Origin of the sequence: Pseudomonas sp. BF-R-30 (assembly GCF_019956175.1) — a bacterium.
GTDB classification, from domain to species: Bacteria; Pseudomonadota; Gammaproteobacteria; order Pseudomonadales; family Pseudomonadaceae; genus Aquipseudomonas; species Aquipseudomonas jessenii.
The window spans coordinates 1-18,189 of the sequence record NZ_JAHBDE010000015.1; the positions used below are offsets into that span (position 1 = coordinate 1).

General features: G+C 58.2%; 13 protein-coding genes and 1 tRNA gene. 5 read left to right on the forward strand and 9 right to left on the reverse strand.

The genetic code is table 11. The features are described from left to right. Window positions 1–188: 188 nt before the first annotated feature. The 4 genes from speB to KGB20_RS10200 form a co-directional block, all read right to left on the reverse strand. Window positions 189–1,145: an agmatinase gene (speB, locus tag KGB20_RS10185; protein WP_223532219.1), complete on the reverse strand. Its 957-nt coding sequence runs from the start codon at window positions 1,143–1,145 to the stop codon at window positions 189–191. A gap of 146 nt (window positions 1,146–1,291) precedes the next feature. Next, window positions 1,292–3,001, reverse strand: coding sequence for an amidase (locus KGB20_RS10190; RefSeq protein WP_108216500.1), 1,710 nt, complete (start codon window positions 2,999–3,001; stop codon window positions 1,292–1,294). Between the two features lie 118 nt (window positions 3,002–3,119). Continuing rightward, window positions 3,120–4,409: a polyamine ABC transporter substrate-binding protein gene (locus tag KGB20_RS10195; protein ID WP_223502591.1), complete on the reverse strand. Its 1,290-nt coding sequence runs from the start codon at window positions 4,407–4,409 to the stop codon at window positions 3,120–3,122. 322 nt (window positions 4,410–4,731) lie between these two features. Beyond that, window positions 4,732–5,931, reverse strand: a complete 1,200-nt coding sequence (locus tag KGB20_RS10200; protein ID WP_223532221.1) for an agmatine deiminase family protein — start codon at window positions 5,929–5,931, stop codon at window positions 4,732–4,734. A 251-nt stretch (window positions 5,932–6,182) separates the two neighbouring features. On the opposite strand from KGB20_RS10200, the gene KGB20_RS10205 reads away from it, so the two are divergent. Beyond that, window positions 6,183–7,085, forward strand: coding sequence for a LysR substrate-binding domain-containing protein (locus tag KGB20_RS10205; protein ID WP_223532223.1), 903 nt, complete (start codon window positions 6,183–6,185; stop codon window positions 7,083–7,085). A gap of 192 nt (window positions 7,086–7,277) precedes the next feature. Here the strand turns inward: KGB20_RS10205 and KGB20_RS10210 are convergent, their stop codons facing one another. The 5 genes from KGB20_RS10210 to KGB20_RS10230 all read right to left on the reverse strand — a co-directional run bounded on the left by KGB20_RS10210 (window position 7,278) and on the right by KGB20_RS10230 (window position 13,572). After that, on the reverse strand, window positions 7,278–9,650 hold the full coding sequence (locus tag KGB20_RS10210; protein ID WP_223532225.1) for a TOTE conflict system archaeo-eukaryotic primase domain-containing protein: 2,373 nt from the start codon (window positions 9,648–9,650) through the stop codon (window positions 7,278–7,280). A gap of 196 nt (window positions 9,651–9,846) precedes the next feature. After that, window positions 9,847–10,122, reverse strand: a complete 276-nt coding sequence (locus tag KGB20_RS10215) for a hypothetical protein (RefSeq protein WP_108216503.1) — start codon at window positions 10,120–10,122, stop codon at window positions 9,847–9,849. Then, entirely contained in the window at window positions 10,115–11,098 is a 984-nt protein-coding gene (locus KGB20_RS10220; RefSeq protein ID WP_108216504.1) for an integrase domain-containing protein, read from the reverse strand. The genes KGB20_RS10215 and KGB20_RS10220 overlap by 8 nt, the downstream gene beginning before the upstream one ends. A 906-nt stretch (window positions 11,099–12,004) precedes the next feature. Then, entirely contained in the window at window positions 12,005–13,324 is a 1,320-nt protein-coding gene (locus KGB20_RS10225; protein ID WP_223532227.1) for a tyrosine-type recombinase/integrase, read from the reverse strand. Between the two features lie 163 nt (window positions 13,325–13,487). Then, window positions 13,488–13,572: transfer RNA gene (locus KGB20_RS10230), tRNA-Leu, on the reverse strand. 107 nt (window positions 13,573–13,679) lie between these two features. Here KGB20_RS10230 and queA point away from each other — a divergent pair. The 4 genes from queA (at window position 13,680) to secD (ending at window position 18,186) form a co-directional block, all read left to right on the forward strand. After that, a complete protein-coding gene (gene queA / locus KGB20_RS10235; RefSeq protein ID WP_110660602.1) occupies window positions 13,680–14,744 on the forward strand; it encodes a tRNA preQ1(34) S-adenosylmethionine ribosyltransferase-isomerase QueA in 1,065 nt (354 codons plus the stop codon). Between the two features lie 14 nt (window positions 14,745–14,758). Beyond that, window positions 14,759–15,874 carry a tRNA guanosine(34) transglycosylase Tgt gene (gene tgt, locus KGB20_RS10240; RefSeq protein WP_162130301.1) on the forward strand — a complete coding sequence of 372 codons (1,116 nt, stop codon included), beginning with the start codon at window positions 14,759–14,761 and terminating at the stop codon, window positions 15,872–15,874. Window positions 15,875–15,917: 43 nt separating this feature from the next. Beyond that, a complete protein-coding gene (gene yajC / locus KGB20_RS10245) occupies window positions 15,918–16,253 on the forward strand; it encodes a preprotein translocase subunit YajC (RefSeq protein ID WP_007956696.1) in 336 nt (111 codons plus the stop codon). Between the two features lie 64 nt (window positions 16,254–16,317). Then, window positions 16,318–18,186, forward strand: coding sequence for a protein translocase subunit SecD (gene secD, locus KGB20_RS10250; RefSeq protein ID WP_057716306.1), 1,869 nt, complete (start codon window positions 16,318–16,320; stop codon window positions 18,184–18,186). Window positions 18,187–18,189: the final 3 nt, after the last annotated feature.

The window sequence follows — 18,189 nt, forward strand, 5'->3', positions numbered from 1 at the left end:
TGTAGAACCTTGCTGAAGGGCACCGATGCGATATTGATCAACTATGGTGCCTTAAGCGGACTCACTCAGCGAACAGCCGTCGGCTCTTCGCGCCGACAAGGCCCTAATGCGTTTTTACACACTCTGGGCCAGTTGCTGTCTTGAGAGCAACTGGTCGAAAAATGTCTGTAGTTGTCCAGACCACTGGTTTACAGCTTATGCCGCGCGGCATACAGGCAGATCATCTCCATCGCCAACGCGGCCCCGGCAAGCGCAGTAATCTCGGCGTGGTCATAGGGCGGTGCTACCTCCACCACGTCCATGCCAATCAGGTTGATACCGCGCAGACCTCGCAGAATCGCCAAGGCCTGATGGCTCGATAGTCCACCGCAGACCGGCGTCCCCGTGCCCGGGGCAAATGCCGGGTCGAGGCAGTCGATATCGAAGGTGAGATAGACCGGATGGTCGCCAACGCGCGCCCGGATAATCTCCGCTAATTCCTTGGTAGAGCGATCATGCACCTCACTGGCATTCAACACCTGAAAGCCCATGACGTCGTCATTGGTCGTGCGCTGGCCAATCTGGATGGACCGCGCAGGATCAACCAGCCCTTCGCGGACGGCGTGATAGAACATCGAGCCGTGGTCGATGCGCTTGTCCTCGCCGTCGGATTCCAGGTCATGGTGTGCATCGAAATGGATCAGGGACAGCGGACCATACTTGGCCGCGTGAGCTTGCAGCAGCGGATAGCTGATGAAGTGATCGCCGCCCAGGGTCAGCATCGCAGTACCTGCCGCCAGGATCCGCTCGGCATGGGCCCTGATCGCCGCCGGGGTCTGCTCCGGGGTGCCGTAATCGAAGTAGCAATCGCCATAATCGACACAAGCCAGCAGGTCGAACGGGTCAAACTCCCAAGGCCAGTGACGTGCCCAGGCGGACTGTACCGATGCCTCACGTATAGCCCGTGGTCCGAAGCGGCTGCCCGGTCGATTGCTGGTCGCGGAATCGAACGGAATGCCGCTGATGGCGATATCCACACCACGCAAATCGCGGGTGTATCGACGCCGCATAAAGCTGGTGATACCACCGTAGGTCGGTTCACCCTCGGTGCCGTACAGGCTGTCACGCGTCATCGCCTGATCGATTATCGAATTGTCATTTAGCATGGGATTCTCAATGCGGGTTACTGAAGCTGACCCAGACATGTGCACGCTCAAGCAGTGCTCGCTGGGGCAAAGGTTGGTTTCTGTTGCTCGGGCTTGCCGTGAATGGGCAGGATTGGCGCTTTATCGCGCCAGACCCATTGCGGTTTTCAGCCGCCTGGCAAGGGTGGGGTTCGCACCGGGATCAAGCGCTTCGATCCGGTGGCCTCAAATGCCGACGCCAGGCGCAGCAGCGCTGAGTCGTCGTAGGCGCGACCGGCAAACGTCAGGCCGACGGGCATGCCGATGTCCGGCACCACACCCATCGGCACGGTGACCGTTGGCACGCCGAGGTGACGGATGACGAGGTTGCCGTTGGCGACCCAGACGCCGTTGCTCCAGGCGATATCCGCCGATTGCGGATCGACATCGGCATTCGCCGGGCCCACGTCGGCGACCGCCGGGAAAATCACCGCGTCGAGCCCCAGCCGATCCATCCACTCCTCAAGATCGATACGCCGGGTCTGCTCCAGCCCGCGTAGGCCATCAGACAGCGTGGCGATCTGATCCCACGGGGTGATGCCACGCTCCGCTATGCGCACGTATTCGTCCATGCCAATGGCCGGGCCATCTTCGCGGTCAGGCAGAGCGCCTGGGGCGTGCGGAAAAATCTGCGGGCCGTCGACGTCAGCCAGACGGTTTAGTTTGGGATCGTCGTTGGCCTGCAGGAAGTCATCGAATGCCCAGGCGGTCAGGTCCCACAGTTCGTGATGGAGGAATTCCTTGGACACCAGGCCGCGGGTTAACACCGTCGGCGCCCCAGGTCGATCTCCCTCGCAATTGGAGACCAGCGGGAAGTCCGTCTCGACCACTTCGGCACCGGCCGCTTCAAGAGTCTTTCGCGCGTTTTCCCAGAGGGCAATCACCGAGGGGCGAGTGTTGATCCGCTGGCCTGTCGCCCACCCGATACCTGGCGCTTCGCTGGTGCCCGCGTCGGGGTCGGCGTTGATGTACATGCGCGGTACGCCCAAGCGCTTGCCGGCGAGTGCGGCGGGCCTGGCAGCCAATTCCAGGTAGGAAGCGGGGCGCACCGAGGCGACGCTGGGGATCGGCACCCAAGGCTGCAAGCGCCATAGGTCGCCACGTTTGTCGGCGTCTTCGGCCACCACCACGTCGAGCACTTCGAGCAGGTCGGCCATGGTCCTGGCATAGGGCACGACCACATCCATGGTTGGCGTCAGTGGCCAGTTGCCGCGCACCGAGATCACCCCGCGCGACGGTGTATAGGCGCACAGACCATTGTTTGAGGCCGGCCCGCGACCGCTCGACCAGGTTTCCTCAGCAAGGCCGAAGGCGGCGAAACTGGCAGCGGTGGCCGTGCCTGCGCCATTGGAGGAACCCGAGGCGAAGGGTGCAGTGAGGTAGTCCGCGTTGTACGGGCTCTCGGCACGGCCATACACGCCGCGCTGCATACCGCCATTGGCCATGGGCGGCATATTGGTCTTGCCCAGGCAGATCGCACCGGCGCCGCGCAAGCGCTCGATGGTGAACGCATCGCGATAGGCAACCAGGTCCTTGAAGGCCGGGCTGCCGGACGCCGCGCTCAGGCCTTTGATCAGATAGCTGTCCTTGGCTGTATAGGGAATACCATCGAGCGGGCCGAGGGTCTCACCACGGGCACGACGGGCGTCGGAGGCCTGCGCTTCTTCAAGCGCATTCGGGTTGCGCACCACCACTGCGTTGAGGGCGGTGGGCGTGTTGGGGCCGTCGTAGGCATCGATCCGTGAGAGATAGGCCTGGACCAGCTCAACTGCCGTGGTTCGGCCAGCTTCGAGGGCTGCGCGCAGCTCGGCAATGGAAACTTCGGTTACTTCAATCATGCTTTTACCAATGGCTACTGGGTCTGCAAGGTGACTAGATTGGCGCCGCGTGCCAGCGAAACCGCATCGGCCATGCGCCTGGTTCCGTTGAGTTTCACTGGCGCAGCGCAATTTACTGTCAGGTTCCCGACTTGAGCTTGGTCCATGCACGGGTGCGAGCGCGTTCTGCACTGGACGGCAGAGGCACCAGCGCGAATAGAGAAGTCTGGATGTCGGCGGCGGGGTAGAGATTGGGGTTGTTGCGGATTTCCGGGCTGACCAGGGCAGTGGCGTCCTTGTTCGGGTTGGGATAACCGACGAAGTCGCTGATCGGAGCAATCACCTGCGGTTGCAGCAGGTAGTTGATCAAGGCATGGGCATCATCCGGGTTCTTCGCATCCTTGGGGATGGCCAGCACGTCGAACCAGACCGGTGCGCCCTCCTTGGGCAAGCGCATGTCCACCACCACGCCGTTACCGGCCTCCTTGGCGCGATTGGCCGCCTGGGAGAAACTGCCGGAGTAACCCACGGCCACGCAGATGTCACCATTGGCGATATCGGTCATGTATTTTGAGGAGTGGAAGTAGGCGACGTTGGGGCGGATCTTTTTCAGCAGTTCTTCGGCCTTCGCGTAGTCCTTGGCCTGAGTGCTGTTGGGCGGCAGGCCCAGGTAGTGGAGGGCGATGGGGATCATATCCGTCGGCGAATCGAGAAGGGCCACGCCGCACTGCTTGAGCTTGGCAATGTTCTCTTCCTTGAAGATCAGATCCCAGCTGTCCACCGGCGCGTTTTCGCCGAGCGCAGCCTTGACCTTGGCCGGGTTGAAACCGATCAGTACGGTTCCGTACAAATAAGGCACGGCGAAACGGTTACCCGGATCGTTGGCTTCGATCAGCTTCATCAGTTGCGGGTCCAGATGCTTCCAGTTGGGTAGCTTGCTGCGGTCAAGTGGCTGGAAAGCGTCGGCCTGAATCTGCTTGGCGAGGAAACTGTCGGACGGCACCACCACGTCATAGCCGGAGTTGCCGGTGAGCAGTTTGGCCTCCAGGGTTTCGTTGCTGTCGAAGATGTCGTAGACCAGTTTTGCGCCGTTCTCCTTCTTGAAGTTGTCCAGGGTCTGCGGGGCGACGTAGTCGAACCAGTTGTAGACACGCAGGGTGCGCTCCTCCGCATTCGCGTTAGCGGTCAGCAGGCCCAGGCTGCAGATCGTAGCGAGGAGCGAGCGGGGGAGTTGATGCTTGATCCATTTCTCACAGCTTTGGGAAATGGTGCCTACTCGTTCGGCTGCCAGCGCCGGGCCAGCAAGCATCGTCAGAGCTTTCAGCAGGACGGCACGCAGGCTGCCGACTCCAACGCGGGCGGTGCGCCAGGACACCGAGTCCGCTCCCATATCGATTTTTTGCCACGGCTGTTGCTGCTTGTACTTCATAGGACCACCTTTTGAATTATTGTCTTTGGCCTAGCTCCAAATGAATTGTTACGGCTGCTTGAGTCACAATCAATCTATATAAACTACAAGTAATTCAAGCAAAAAAACTAAACGATATGGTCTGACGCCGAAGTCTCCTACGCTTCGTGCAGGCGCTGACGGGATGCACCAGGCAGCGGCATGCACAAACGCGGGCACGTCATCTTTTGGAGTTAGGCGGTGATTCCCCGCGCAGGGCTGGATCAGCCGAACTGGCCCAACCCTGCGAGGGAAAGCAGTCTGGCTATTGCTTGCGTCTCATAGGCGGCAATTCTTTTCAGCGCTAACCGACACTAGGAATGTGTTGGGTGATGCAATGCACACCACCGCCATTGTTGGCAAGGATGGTGCCATCGACACCCACGACTGGCCGTCCCGGAAAAATCTCCCGGAAGAGATTCAAGGCAATCTCATCTGCAGGAGTGCTTGAAGTAGGAACCACGATGCCGACGTTGGATTTGTAGAAGTTGATGTAGCTGAAGTTCTCCACCGTCAGGCCTGACACCTTGAATGTTGGCTGAACGGGCATCTTGGTAATCTTGAAGGGGCGGCCCCTTGCATCGGTGCTTTGTTGCAGCACTGTCAGGTTTGCCGCCATCCTGGGCACGTTGGGGTTGCTTGGGTCCGACGGGTAATTCAATAACAGATGGGCTGGCTCGACGTAGGCAGCAACCAGGTCGACATGCCCATCGGTAGCGGCAGCGCCGTCGTCGCCGTACACCCCATACGGCAGCCAGATCATCTTGCTCGCGTTATAGGCACGCAGCAGCGTGGTCTCGATCTGTGCCTTGGTCATGCTCGGGTTGCGATTGGGATTGAGCAGGCACTGTTCGGTGGTAATGAGCGTGCCCTGCCCATCGGTAATCACCGCGCCACCTTCAAACACCATATTGATTGGTGATTTAGGCACGTTAAGGGTGGCGCACACACCGACGGGCAATTGATCATCCAGGGTGGCCGACCACCTGTTGCCCCAGCCGTTGAAAATGAAATCGCGTCCCAGCATGTCGTGCCCTGATGGGCTCAGCGCGAAGACTGGCGCGGTATCACGGGTCCAGCAATCGTTGTATGGATACTCGATGACAGTAACGTTAGGGCCGCAGCGCTTGCGTACAACCTCGGTATTGCCGGTCATCGCCATCATCAAGACCGGCTCGAACTGCGCAATGGCATTCGCTACGTTGATGACAGAATCCTGCATGGGTTTCAGCTGGTCCTTGTAGCTCTTGTCATAGGGGTACGCCATCAATACGCTCTGGTGTGGCTCCCACTCTGCGGGCACCCGATAGCCATCGGAGGTAGGGTTGGGCTCCGCGGCTCGAGCCAGGCGTCCAAGACCTGACGTACCGATGGCAGTTGCAGTAATAGCCACCAACGCGCCCATATTGAACCGGCGCCTTCCCGGGTTCGTAGGCCCCTCCATTGCGGCTTGATCTGCCATCAACGGCTCTGTTGCCAACTGAATGTCTTGTTCTTGATCCATGTAACGAGTCCCCCAGGTTATCCAGCCAGATATCTCATTTACCAAGGCACACGAGCGAAACAGGTAGAGGTGCACCGAGCCCATCCCTCATCGCTTATTTGCCACGCCTGTTGTTGCCTGCGCTTCGTAGGGCCACCTATTGAATTGTTGTCTTTAGCCTCCCTCCGCTGAATCTTTGCGGTTGCTGAAGGCGCAATCAACCTATATAAATTGCCAACAAAACAGGCAGAAAAACTAAATGGTAGACCCGCATGCCCTTGCCTCCGCTCCATGCGTTTCGCGTATTTGAATGTGTTGCAAGGCTGGGCCATGTCGGCGCTGCCGCCGCTGAACTGCATGTGACTGCGGGCGCCGTCAGCCAGCAAATCAGAGCCTTGCAAGGTTCACTTGGCATCAAACTGTTCTATAAGCAGGGGCGCCACCTGGTGCTGACGGAGCGTGGTTTGGCATTACAACGTTCGGTAGCGCGAGGCATCGGCGAAATCACTGAAGGGGTGCGACAGATCTGCGAGGCGGACTTCCAAGAGCCGACGGCGAAAGTCTTGACCATTTCGACAGAGCCGGTTTTTGGCGCGGCCTGGCTGATGCCGAAGTTGTTCACCTTTCGTGCAGAACATCCGCATATTCATCTGCGCGTCATTACTGCCGACGACATCAGCGAGGTGGACTGGCGCAGGGCTGATGTTGCCGTGCTCTATGACGCCCCGATCTGGGAAGGTTTCTGGTGGCGACCATTGCAGAACCTGCACATGTTTCCGGTTTGCTGCCCGCAATTGCTGCGCGGCCCCCACGCGCTCAAGCAACCCTCTGACCTGATTCACCATCGTCTTTTGCATGAAGATGACGGCACTCAATGGCGGCGCTGGTTGCTTGAGGCTCGCCTGCCCTATCCGGGCGATGCCGATGTCCATCTGGAAGACCTCGGCATCGCCTTGCAGGCCGCTCGCGATGGCTATGGTGTTGCACTCAGCGATGAGATCAACTCGTCACGCGACCTGGATGAGGGACGCCTGGTGCAACCCTTTGCACTGAAGGTGCCGACAGGGATGGATTATTTCTGCATCTGCAACGAGGAGAGTCGCGATATCCCTGAGATAGCTTTGCTCATCGATTGGCTGATCGAGCAGGCAAAGATAGCCCCGGCCTACCCGTAAGCGTTGTTGGGGCGGTTTAACGCTCACGTGGCTCAGCACAAAGCTGAATGACCTCTGGGTTTTTAGGAGTCTTGAACTGCTGCTTTTGGCCGATTTCAGCCTGTCTCGAAGGGCTGCAGCCAACCGACAGCGGCCGGTCATTCGTCTACGAAAGTGGGGTCGTTGATATGTCAACTGTCAACCACGTTAGAGTTAGAGTAGGTCCATGGTGACCATGGAATCAGCCATGCGGTAGCCCATCGCTTTGTAACCCGCCTGGCGCTTATCCCACATCCTCATCAGCGCGACATTACCCTCGTCAACGAAGTCGATCACTCTCACGTCGGCCTTTTCGGCATGCGATCGATGCAATCGTCCCGCATATTGCTGAAGGATACCCTTCCATGAGATGGGCATTGCCAGCACCAGCGTGTCCAACGGCGGATGATCGAAGCCTTCACCTACTAGTTTTCCTGTTGCCAGCAGCACTCGTGGAGCATCAGGGGGAAGGGACTCAAGCTCATGCATACGGGAAGTTCGCTGTTTCTTAGGCACTCGCCCATGAAGAGTGAAAAGGTTATGCACGCGCTGCTTCAATTCTAATTCAAGGGCATCCACATGTTCCGTCCGCTCCGTTAACACTAGAATTTTTCTACCCTCGTTGTACGCCAGCTCAATCTCCGAGACGATTTTGGCTGTCCGCTCAGAGTCGTCGGCTAGACGCCGAAAAACGTCCTGAATCCCAAAGCCGTCGGGGACCACTATTGGTTTGGGCAGCAATCGAGGCACGACAGATAGGTCATGGGGCGCACTCGCTGGCCGAGCAGCAGAATGTCGGATCGGTCCGCACTGCATGAAAATAATGGGCTGCTGTCCATCTCGGCGCACTGGGGTTGCTGTGAGTCCCAGTACGTACCGCGCGGTCGCGCTCCTCAGTAGTGCCTCGAATGACACTGCTGATAGGTGATGACACTCATCAACGATGATCTGGCCATAGTTTTTTACCTGATCGCTGATCTCACCTTTTCGCGATAACGACTGCATTACGGCAATGTCGATGATGCCTGTAAGCTTCGCTTTTCCGCCCCCAAGAGTACCAACGACACCATTCCCGACTCCCAAGAACGCCTGCAAGCGCTCTTGCCACTGCCTTAACAGTTCCGTCCGATGCACAAGCACCAACGTGTTAATGCCACGTGCGGCAATCAACGCAGCAGCACTCACCGTTTTACCGAAAGCTGTCGGTGCGCAGAGGATACCGGTGTCATGACTTAGCATTGCGCTGACAGCAGCCTCTTGGTCAGAACGCAGGGTCCCGAGAAAGCTCACGTCGATGGGGTCGCCCGCGAAGCGTTCGTCTTTAAGAATAGGGGTAACCCCGTTTTCCTCTAAAAGCTCCAGCGCAGCATCCAAACAGCCACGTGGTAACGCAATATGTTTGGGGAAGTTCTGGGCACAGCCGATAATCCTTGGCTTGTTCCACACTGACATGCGCATGGCCTGAGCTTTGTAGAACTCAGGATTTTGAAAGGCAGCGAGCCGGACAAGCTGGTTTGCCAATGGCTGTGGCAATTCCGACTTTTCAAAGTAAATTAAGTTAGCCAGCGTGATGTTGACAGCAGCAGGCAACGGGCATGTCAATTTACGTGATCTCGATTCACGATCTTTCCAAGGTTCTGCATCACCTTCGTCATCGACATAGGCGACCCCTAGAGGGTCCCGATTACCCATCGCCTGGATAATAACGGGCTGGATATCTTCTGGACTCATGCGCTGAATCGATGCCAGGAAGGCCCATTGATCAGGATGAGGCTCAAGCGAGTCGTCTACAAAAACGCTATTGTTTTGGGCCCTGGCCCGCTTTTGTAAAGGGAGCGCGATGAGATTTCCAAAGCCGCCTTTGGGCATATAGTCCTGGTTTGGAAACAGTCGATCATAGGAGCTGAGCGCCAACTGGCGGGTGCGCTCACAGGCATGACTGATGATTGCGGCACCGAGGCGGCGCGCATCGCAGGCAGGAACATTACGCTCAAAGAAAATCCAGCCATGAGCTCCTTGGCCTGAGCGCGATATTTCCAGCGCCACCGGGACGTTCAGCTCATGGCATGACTGCACAAAAGCTTTGGAATCATCACGCCATTCGGCCTCATCGAAGTCGACCGCCAAAAAATAACAAGTGTCATCAGAGAGTAGGGGGTAGATACCAACGACCACTTCGCCCGCCAGATGGCGATAGATCACCTCATCAGTCAGCGGAAGCAGCTGGCGGTTACCGCAGTCGCCACATTTAATTCGGGGCTTCTCACAAACGCCAGGTCTCCATTCGTTTGCGCAAGCGGGTGCGTATCCTGATTTGCCTGCCTTGCTTTCCCAGCGGATGGGATAAACGTCCGTCCTACCACGAAACAAGCTTCGGAATAGGGCAAGCTTTCCATCAGTATCGAGTTGCTGTGATTGTTCTGCTTGGACAATCGCTATCTTGACTGGCTCAGCAGGCGGGCGCCATTCGATGCCATGAGCATCCAGCAAGGCAACCAATCTTGCATTCTCAGCCCTTAGCTTCGCCACCAGACTAGTGTTTATCACTGCCTTCAGCCTCTACGTCTCAGGTGAAGCCTGTAGCCTCGAGCTACAACCCTCAGTCCATCAGTAAAACATAGAGGTTATCAAACAACAGAGGTTAGGTTCAGGGGCCCAAGAGGTCCGCCCTAATCCCCATCAAATCGTTGGCTGGCTCAATCTGCCGGTGAGGGATACAGAGCGCGCAGTTGCTGGCATTCGGCTAACGTTGAAAATTCCAGGATTTTCCTAGGCGCAGAGTGATCAGGCTTGTGGTCAGCAGGTAGTAGTAGCGCGTCGATTTTGAGTTTGAGTTCATGTGGTGGTTCAAAAACCAAGCGAGATGCTTTCTTTGCCATGTCCATGGATTATCTCGGCTCCAGCGTTCAGAAATGGCTGTTTGAATAGCCTTGGCCTGGCGGATGTGACGTTCGCGTGAGGTATGTGCTCCAGTCAGTATTCCAGCCAAGAAGATCTCCATATCGAATAGTTTATTCATACCGACCACCGATGTACGCCGATACCACGTCGATTCGACCGTGTCCCAGCTCATAGCTGATTTGTAAGCGTGCCTTTCGATCGAGATGTCGGTCGAGGTGATAGCAACGGCCACCATTGATGGGGGCGAGATGGCCAGTGATGTGCTCGTAGCGCTCGCACGCATAAGCGGCTCGTAACTCGTGGAAGCCTTTGAGCTTGTGCTGATGGAGGATGACCCGTGCGGGACGAACGACTCCCCGTTGGAAATCGAGGTAGCGTTCATCCGGTGCAAGCAGGTTGCGGCTATCGTCAGGCGAGACCCGTTCGGCAAACTTCAGTGCGTCACGAATATGATCATCCACCGTAATCCAGCGAGGTGCCGACGCACCTGAGCGACCACCTTTGGTGCCCTCCTGGATGTTGATCTTGCCGTAGTGTTCGGCCTCACGTTTTAGGCGTGGAAGGTCGGCCAGAATGGCCTCGCGCAAGCGCATACCGGTGGCTCGTGCCAGCTGCGCGATGGCCGCGGCGCGCGGCATTTGGTGTTCGCAGAGCACTTCGACGATCCGCTTCACGTGTTCGCGGTCTTGGCCTTGCGGCACCGAGCGACGAACACTGGTGCGATGCATTCCCAACGCCTTGCTCGGGCTCGGCACTTTCACATACTGATCACCGCGAAGCGCCGCCATGGTTCTGTTCACACTGGACAACCGATTTTGCGCGGTGGCGATGCCGATAGCGCCTTGTTCGACTTGCTGCCGCAGATGCCCGGCGTAGTCCAGCAAGGTCTGCCGATCAATTCTTCGTGCATCGTTAAACCCTGGCCCATCCTCCGACCGACACCAGCGCACAAACGCCTGCCAGCGATCACTGTGTGCCTTGACCGTGCCGTAATGCCCGCCGCCAAACATATCGCGCAATGCCTGCGGCCCGGCATAGCTCAGTTGCCGACCCCATCCAAAATTGCGCCCATCCCGTCTACCTACCAATGCCATGATCAAACTCCTGTCGAAGCCAAACCTTTAAAACCATCCCCACGTCACCCCGCCATGGATGTTGAGTGCTATCAGGGATCAAGGCCCCTGCGACCTGTGAGGGTTGTCCACTCACGCGGGACTGTCGGCTCCTTACGGCCAAGAGCTTGGGCATCTCATGATCTGGCCTCCTGAACACTTCCGAGGAAGTGGGCGGGTGGAGGCTGCGCTGGCTGACGAGGCCAGTGCCGCGAGATCCTGAGTCGGGTGAAGGCAGTGAGGCGATGACCGGGGCATGCCTGACTGTCAGTCAGGTGCAGTCCATTCCGTGGGCTGCGGCACCATCATCTGCATCGCTGTTGCTGGTGACTTCGGTGTTTGTCACGCCGATTGTCACGAGGGGAGATGCCGCAAAGCCTTGTACGAGTTGGGCTGCAGCAGCGGTAGGCGCGTCCGTCTCTTCCAGGAAGTAAGAGACGGACGCAGGTTGGCGCAGTGGAATGGCCAAGCGGATAGGTTGCTGCAGGGCAGCCGGGTAGGGTGGGTTTTGCCGCAGTAGGCAAAGCTGAGAAGTAGGCATCCATCACATCGCTGTGACTGTGCGAGCCGCCGGACGCTAATCGCACTTAGGGGAGAACCACCACGGTGTGGCGTAGCCCTGAAGGTTCTGGCTACCTGGGTTGCTGTCAACGACAGCACTAGCACGATCTTTTCTACACTCGCCGATAGACAGGGTCAAGGCTCGATTTTTCGAGAATTCTGCGGCTGCGAATGGCGTAAGCCGTCTATGGAAATCCGTGGTTTCTAGAAGACGGTTACGCTGACTTTTAGATTTTTCAAGTGAGGCCCTTCCAAGCAGGGCGGCTTTGCAGCCCTGCTTGGAAGGGCCCGCGTGGAAGGCAAAGCTGTGGAGATTTCACTGACGTGTTAGCGCTGGAATGCGCCACGCTCATCTTCCAAGGCGCTGATGCCGCCACCGACCGCGTTGACCCCGAGAAGCTCCGAAGACTTACGCGACAGAAACTGATTAACCCGCGTATCAAACTGATCCCGCAGGCTCGCCGTAATCCCGACCCTGAGCGCATCGAGATAATCGGCATACCACTGCATCATGATCCGCCGTTGCGTCAGGTACAGCGCCTGGTTGTACTCCCCAGCAATGCCACCCTCGACATGCGCCAGTTGACTTTCAACATGATCCTTCAGCCACCCATGTTCGCGCAGCAGCGTGCTCGCGGTGTGGCGAACTCCATGGCTCACCATCCGCCCTTTATAGCCAATCTTGGCAAACACCAGATTGATCGTGTTCTCGCTGATGACGGGCCGTTTCTCACCACTACCCGGAAACAGGTAGCTGCTGCGTCCAGTGCATTGGTGCAGCTTGATCAGCATCGCGATCAGTTGATGGGGTAGGGGACTGACATAGTCCCGGCGCATCTTCATAGTTTCAGCCGGTATGGTCCACGTCCCTTCTTCAAAATCGATTTCATCCCACGTCGCATACCGAACCATGCCGGGTCGGCTCGCCGTCAGTATTGCCATCCACGAAGCAATCCTCGACGGCAACCGGCTGGTGGTCTTGCTCAGCGCCTGAAGAAATTCCGGCAGCTCGTTTTCACGCAAATGCGGATAGTGCTCAGGGGAAGGTGGCGCTAACGCGATGGCATGAAGTTCTGAAGCCGGATTGTGTTCGCACAACCCCCGCGCAATCGCCTGACTGAAAATCTGCTTGAGCCAGGTCCGAGCCTTGTCTGCCACATTGAACGCCCCGCGCTTTTCGATGCTGGCCTGCAACTTCGCGCAGTCGGCGCGAGTAATGTGCTCCAGCTGCATCTCGCCGAGTGCCGGTAGCAGATCCTTGTCGAGGTAGTCGCGAATCTTCTTTAGCGTCGCATGGCTGCGGCCGGAGTCGGCCTTGAACTGATACCAGTACTCCGTAGCTCGCCTGAAGGTGTTGAGTCCAGCCTCCCGTTGCTGCTGCTTGTCATCTCGGCGTTTGGCTCCAGGATTGGTCCCTTCCTTGAGCAGCTTGCGGCATTCGGCAGCTCGTTCGCGAGCTTCCTGCAAGGAGATGCTCGGGTAGACGCCCAATGACATGCGTGCCGGGCGACCATGATACGAATAGCGGAAATGCCAGTACTTGTGGCCGTTCGGCTGGACTAGAAGGGCAAGACCCGAACTATCACTCAGCGTGTATTGCTTGTCGGCAGGCTTGGACGCTTTGACTTGCAAGGCAGTGAGGGGCATGGCTGTACACCTCCGGTTCTCGAACTGGAATCTGTACAGAAAATGTACCAAAAAGAGGCTGGCTTGCAAGGGACGGGGGTGGAACCCCAGAGACCAAAAAGCCCGCAATTAGCGGGCTCTAGGGGTGTTGCGTAGACGCTGGTAGTCGTCTATGTACTGCAAATGGTGCCCCGAGGGAGACTCGAACTCCCACTCCTTTCGAAAACGGATTTTGAATCCGCCGCGTCTACCAATTCCGCCATCAGGGCTCAATGGCGGCGAAGTATAGAGATGAGATAACCGCTGGTCAATCAGGTACATGGAGAATTTTTGATAATTCCGCTAGACTTCCCGGCCCTGCTAGACGAACCCCATCATGCGCGTTGCTGACTTTACCTTCGAGCTCCCTGATTCGCTGATCGCCCGCCATCCGCTGGCCGAGCGGCGCAATAGTCGCCTGTTGACCCTGGATGGGGTCAGCGGCGCCCTGGCACACCGTCAATTCACTGATTTGCTGGAGCATTTGCGCCCCGGCGATTTGATGGTGTTCAACAATACCCGGGTGATTCCGGCGCGGCTGTTTGGCCAGAAGGCTTCCGGCGGCAAGCTGGAAATCCTGGTGGAGCGGGTGCTGGACAGTCATCGCGTGCTGGCCCATGTGCGCTCCAGCAAGTCGCCCAAGCCTGGGTCGAAGATCCTGATCGATGGCGGTGGCGAGGCCGAGATGCTGGCGCGTCACGATGCGTTGTTCGAGCTGGGGTTCGCCGAGGAGGTGTTGCCGTTGCTCGACCGCGTCGGGCACATGCCGCTGCCTCCTTATATAGACCGCCCGGATGAAGGCGCCGACCGCGAGCGTTACCAGACCGTCTACGCCGAGCGTTTGGGCGCGGTGGCGGCGCCAACGGCGGGGCTGCATTTCGATCAGGTGCTGTTGGAGGCGATTGCCGCCAAGGGCGTCGAGACTGCGTTCGTGACCTTGCACGTTGGCGCCGGCACGTTCCAGCCGGTGCGCGTGGAGAAGCTCGAAGACCACCACATGCACAGCGAATGGCTGGAAGTCGGTCAGGACGTGGTGGATGCCGTCGCAGCCTGCCGCGCTCGCGGTGGTCGTGTGGTGGCGGTGGGGACTACTAGTGTGCGTTCCCTGGAAAGCGCCGCTCGCGATGGCGTGCTCAAGCCGTTCAGCGGCGACACCGACATTTTCATCTACCCGGGCCGGCCGTTTCATGTGGTCGATGCCCTGGTCACCAACTTCCATTTGCCTGAATCCACGCTGTTGATGCTGGTTTCGGCGTTCGCCGGTTATCCCGAGACCATGGCTGCCTACAAGGCCGCGGTCGACAACGGTTACCGCTTTTTCAGCTACGGTGATGCGATGTTCATCACGCGTAATCCTGCGCCGACTGCCCCTAAAGAATCGGGCCCAGAGGAAACTGTATGAGTCGCACCTGTCGTATGTCTTTCGAGCTGCTGGCCACTGATGGCAAGGCTCGTCGCGGTCGTTTGACCTTCCCGCGCGGTACCGTCGAGACCCCGGCTTTCATGCCGGTGGGCACCTACGGCACGGTCAAGGGCATGCTGCCACGGGATATCGAGGCGACGGGCGCTGAAATCATTCTGGGCAACACCTTCCACCTGTGGCTGCGCCCGGGCACGGAAGTGATCAAGAAGCACGGCGACCTGCACGATTTCATGCAGTGGAAAGGCCCGATTCTGACTGACTCCGGCGGTTTCCAGGTGTTCAGCCTGGGCGCGATGCGCAAGATCAAGGAGGAGGGCGTGACCTTCGCTTCTCCGGTCGACGGCGCCAAGGTGTTCATGGGGCCGGAAGAGTCGATGCAGGTCCAGCGTGACCTGGGCTCCGACATTGTGATGATTTTCGACGAATGCACGCCGTACCCGGCTGACGAAGACGTCGCCCGTATTTCCATGGAGTTGTCCCTGCGTTGGGCCAAGCGTTCGAAAGAAGCCCATGGCGACAACACGGCGGCGCTGTTCGGTATCGTTCAGGGCGGCATGCACCAGGACCTGCGCATGCGCTCCCTGGAAGGCCTCGACAAGATCGGCTTCGACGGCCTGGCCATCGGCGGTCTGTCGGTGGGCGAGCCCAAACACGAGATGATCAAGGTGCTGGATTACCTGCCGGGCATGATGCCGGCTGACAAACCTCGTTACCTTATGGGCGTTGGCAAACCGGAAGACTTGGTTGAGGGTGTGCGCCGCGGTGTGGACATGTTCGATTGCGTGATGCCAACCCGTAATGCCCGCAATGGGCATCTGTTCATTGATACCGGCGTGCTGAAGATCCGTAACGCGTTCCATCGCCATGATGATTCGCCGCTCGATCCGACCTGCGATTGCTATACCTGCCAGAACTTCTCTCGCGCTTATCTGCATCACCTGGACAAGTGCGGCGAAATGCTGGGAAGCATGCTCAATACCATCCATAACTTGCGCCATTATCAAGTGCTTATGGCTGGTTTGCGCGAGGCTATTCAACAGGGTACATTGGCCGCCTTTGTCGATGCCTTCTACGCCAAACGCGGGTTGCCTGTTCCGCCTTTGGACTGAGTTTACTGACCCCAAGATTCAATATTTGCAACTGGAGTGCTAAATGAGCTTTTTTATCTCTAATGCCATGGCAGACGCTGCTGCACCTGCGGCAGCCCCTATGGGCGGCGGTTTCGAGTGGATTTTCCTGGTCGGCTTCCTGGTCATCTTCTACCTGATGATCTGGCGTCCACAGGCCAAACGCGCCAAAGAGCAGAAAAACCTGCTGAGCAGCCTGCAGAAAGGCGACGAAGTTGTGACCACCGGCGGCATCGCCGGCAAGATCACTAAAGTGGCCGACGATTTCGTCGTTCTGGAAGTTTCCGACACCGTCGAAATGAAGTTCCAGAAAGGCGCCATCGCCGCCACGCTGCCAAAAGGCACGCTCAAAGCGATCTAAGTTTCAACTTCATTTTCAATCGACGGGGCGCGCAAGGCGCCCCGCGTCATAAACGGGCGGCGTGATGCTGAACAAATATCCTCTGTGGAAATACATTCTGATCCTGGCGGTGCTGGCGGTCGGTCTGATTTATTCCGCTCCCAATCTTTATCCTGATGACCCGGCCATTCAGGTCAGCGGTGCAAGTACTGCACTGCAGGTCAATCAGGCTGATCTGGATCGCGTGAGCGCTGCGCTCAAGGAATCCGGGATCAACGTCAAGGCTGCCACGCTGGCAGAGGGCGGCAAGGGCGGTCTGATTCGCCTGACCAAGGCTGAAGACCAGCTGCCGGCCAAGGACGTCGTGCGCAAGGCATTGGGTGATGACTACGTCGTCGCGCTGAACCTGGCACAAACCACCCCGCAATGGCTGCGCAACCTCGCTGCGCACCCGATGAAGCTGGGTCTGGACTTGTCCGGTGGTGTGCACTTCCTGCTGGAAGTGGACATGGACAAAGCCCTCGACGCGCGCCTGAAAGTCTACGAAGGCGACGTCAAGAGCCTGCTGCGTAAAGAGAAGCTGCGCTATCGCAGTCTGCCGCAACTGGGCGGTGCCATTCAGCTGGGCTTCACTGATGAAGCAGCCCGCGAACAGGCCCGTACGCTGATCCGCAAGAACTTCAACGATTTCGACATTGTTCCGGCCGACCTCAATGGTCAACCGGTGCTGCGTCTGGCGATGACCCCGGCCAAGCTGGCGGAAATCCGTGAATACTCCATCAAGCAGAACTTGACCACGGTACGTAACCGCGTCAACGAGCTGGGTGTTGCCGAACCGATCGTCCAGCGTCAGGGCGCCAACCGCATCGTGGTTGAGCTGCCGGGCGTGCAGGACACCGCCGAAGCCAAGCGTATCCTCGGCAAGACGGCCAACCTCGAGTTCCGTCTGGCCGCTGAGCCGGGTGCTTCGAAAGCCACTTCCGAATCCTTCGAGTTCCGTGAGGGCAACCGTCCTCCTGCGCTGATCGAGCGTGGCCTGATCATCACCGGTGACCAGGTAACCGACGCCAAGGCTGGCTTCGACGAGCACGGCAGGCCAGAAGTGAATATCCGTCTGGATGGCCACGGCGGCGAGCTGATGAGCCGTGCGACCCGTTCGAACGTCGGTCGCAGCATGGCGGTGATCTTCATCGAGCAGCGTCCGGTTACCACTTACACCAAGCAGGTGGTCAACGGCGTCGAGAAAGACGTGCCGGTTCAGACCTTCAAGGAAGAGAAGAAGATCATCAGCCTGGCGACCATTCAGTCGCCGCTGGGTGCTCAGTTCCGCATCACTGGCCTGAACGGCCAGGGCGAGTCGTCCGAACTGGCGCTGCTGCTGCGTGCCGGTGGTCTGGCCGCTCCGATGTACTTCGCTGAAGAACGCACCATCGGTCCAAGCCTGGGTGCCGACAACATCACCAAGGGTATCGATGCATCGCTGTGGGGCATGCTGTTCGTCTCGCTGTTCATCATCGCCATCTACCGCTTCTTCGGCATCATCGCCACTGTCGCGCTGACGGTGAACATGGTGATGCTGCTGGCCTTGATGTCTCTGCTGGGTGCAACGCTGACCCTGCCGGGTATCGCCGGTATCGTGTTGACCATGGGTATGGCGGTCGACGCCAACGTGCTGATCTTTTCGCGGATCCGTGAAGAGATCGCCGCCGGCATGACCGTGCAGCGTGCAATCAACGAAGGCTTCGGCCGGGCATTCACCGCGATTCTCGACGCCAACCTGACAACACTGTTGGTCGGCGGCATCCTCTTTGCCATGGGCACCGGCCCGGTCAAGGGCTTCGCAGTGACCATGTCCCTCGGGATCTTTACCTCGATGTTCACGGCCATCATGGTGACCCGCGCGATGGTCAACCTGATCTTCGGCGGTCGTGACTTCAAGAAGTTGTGGATTTAAGGG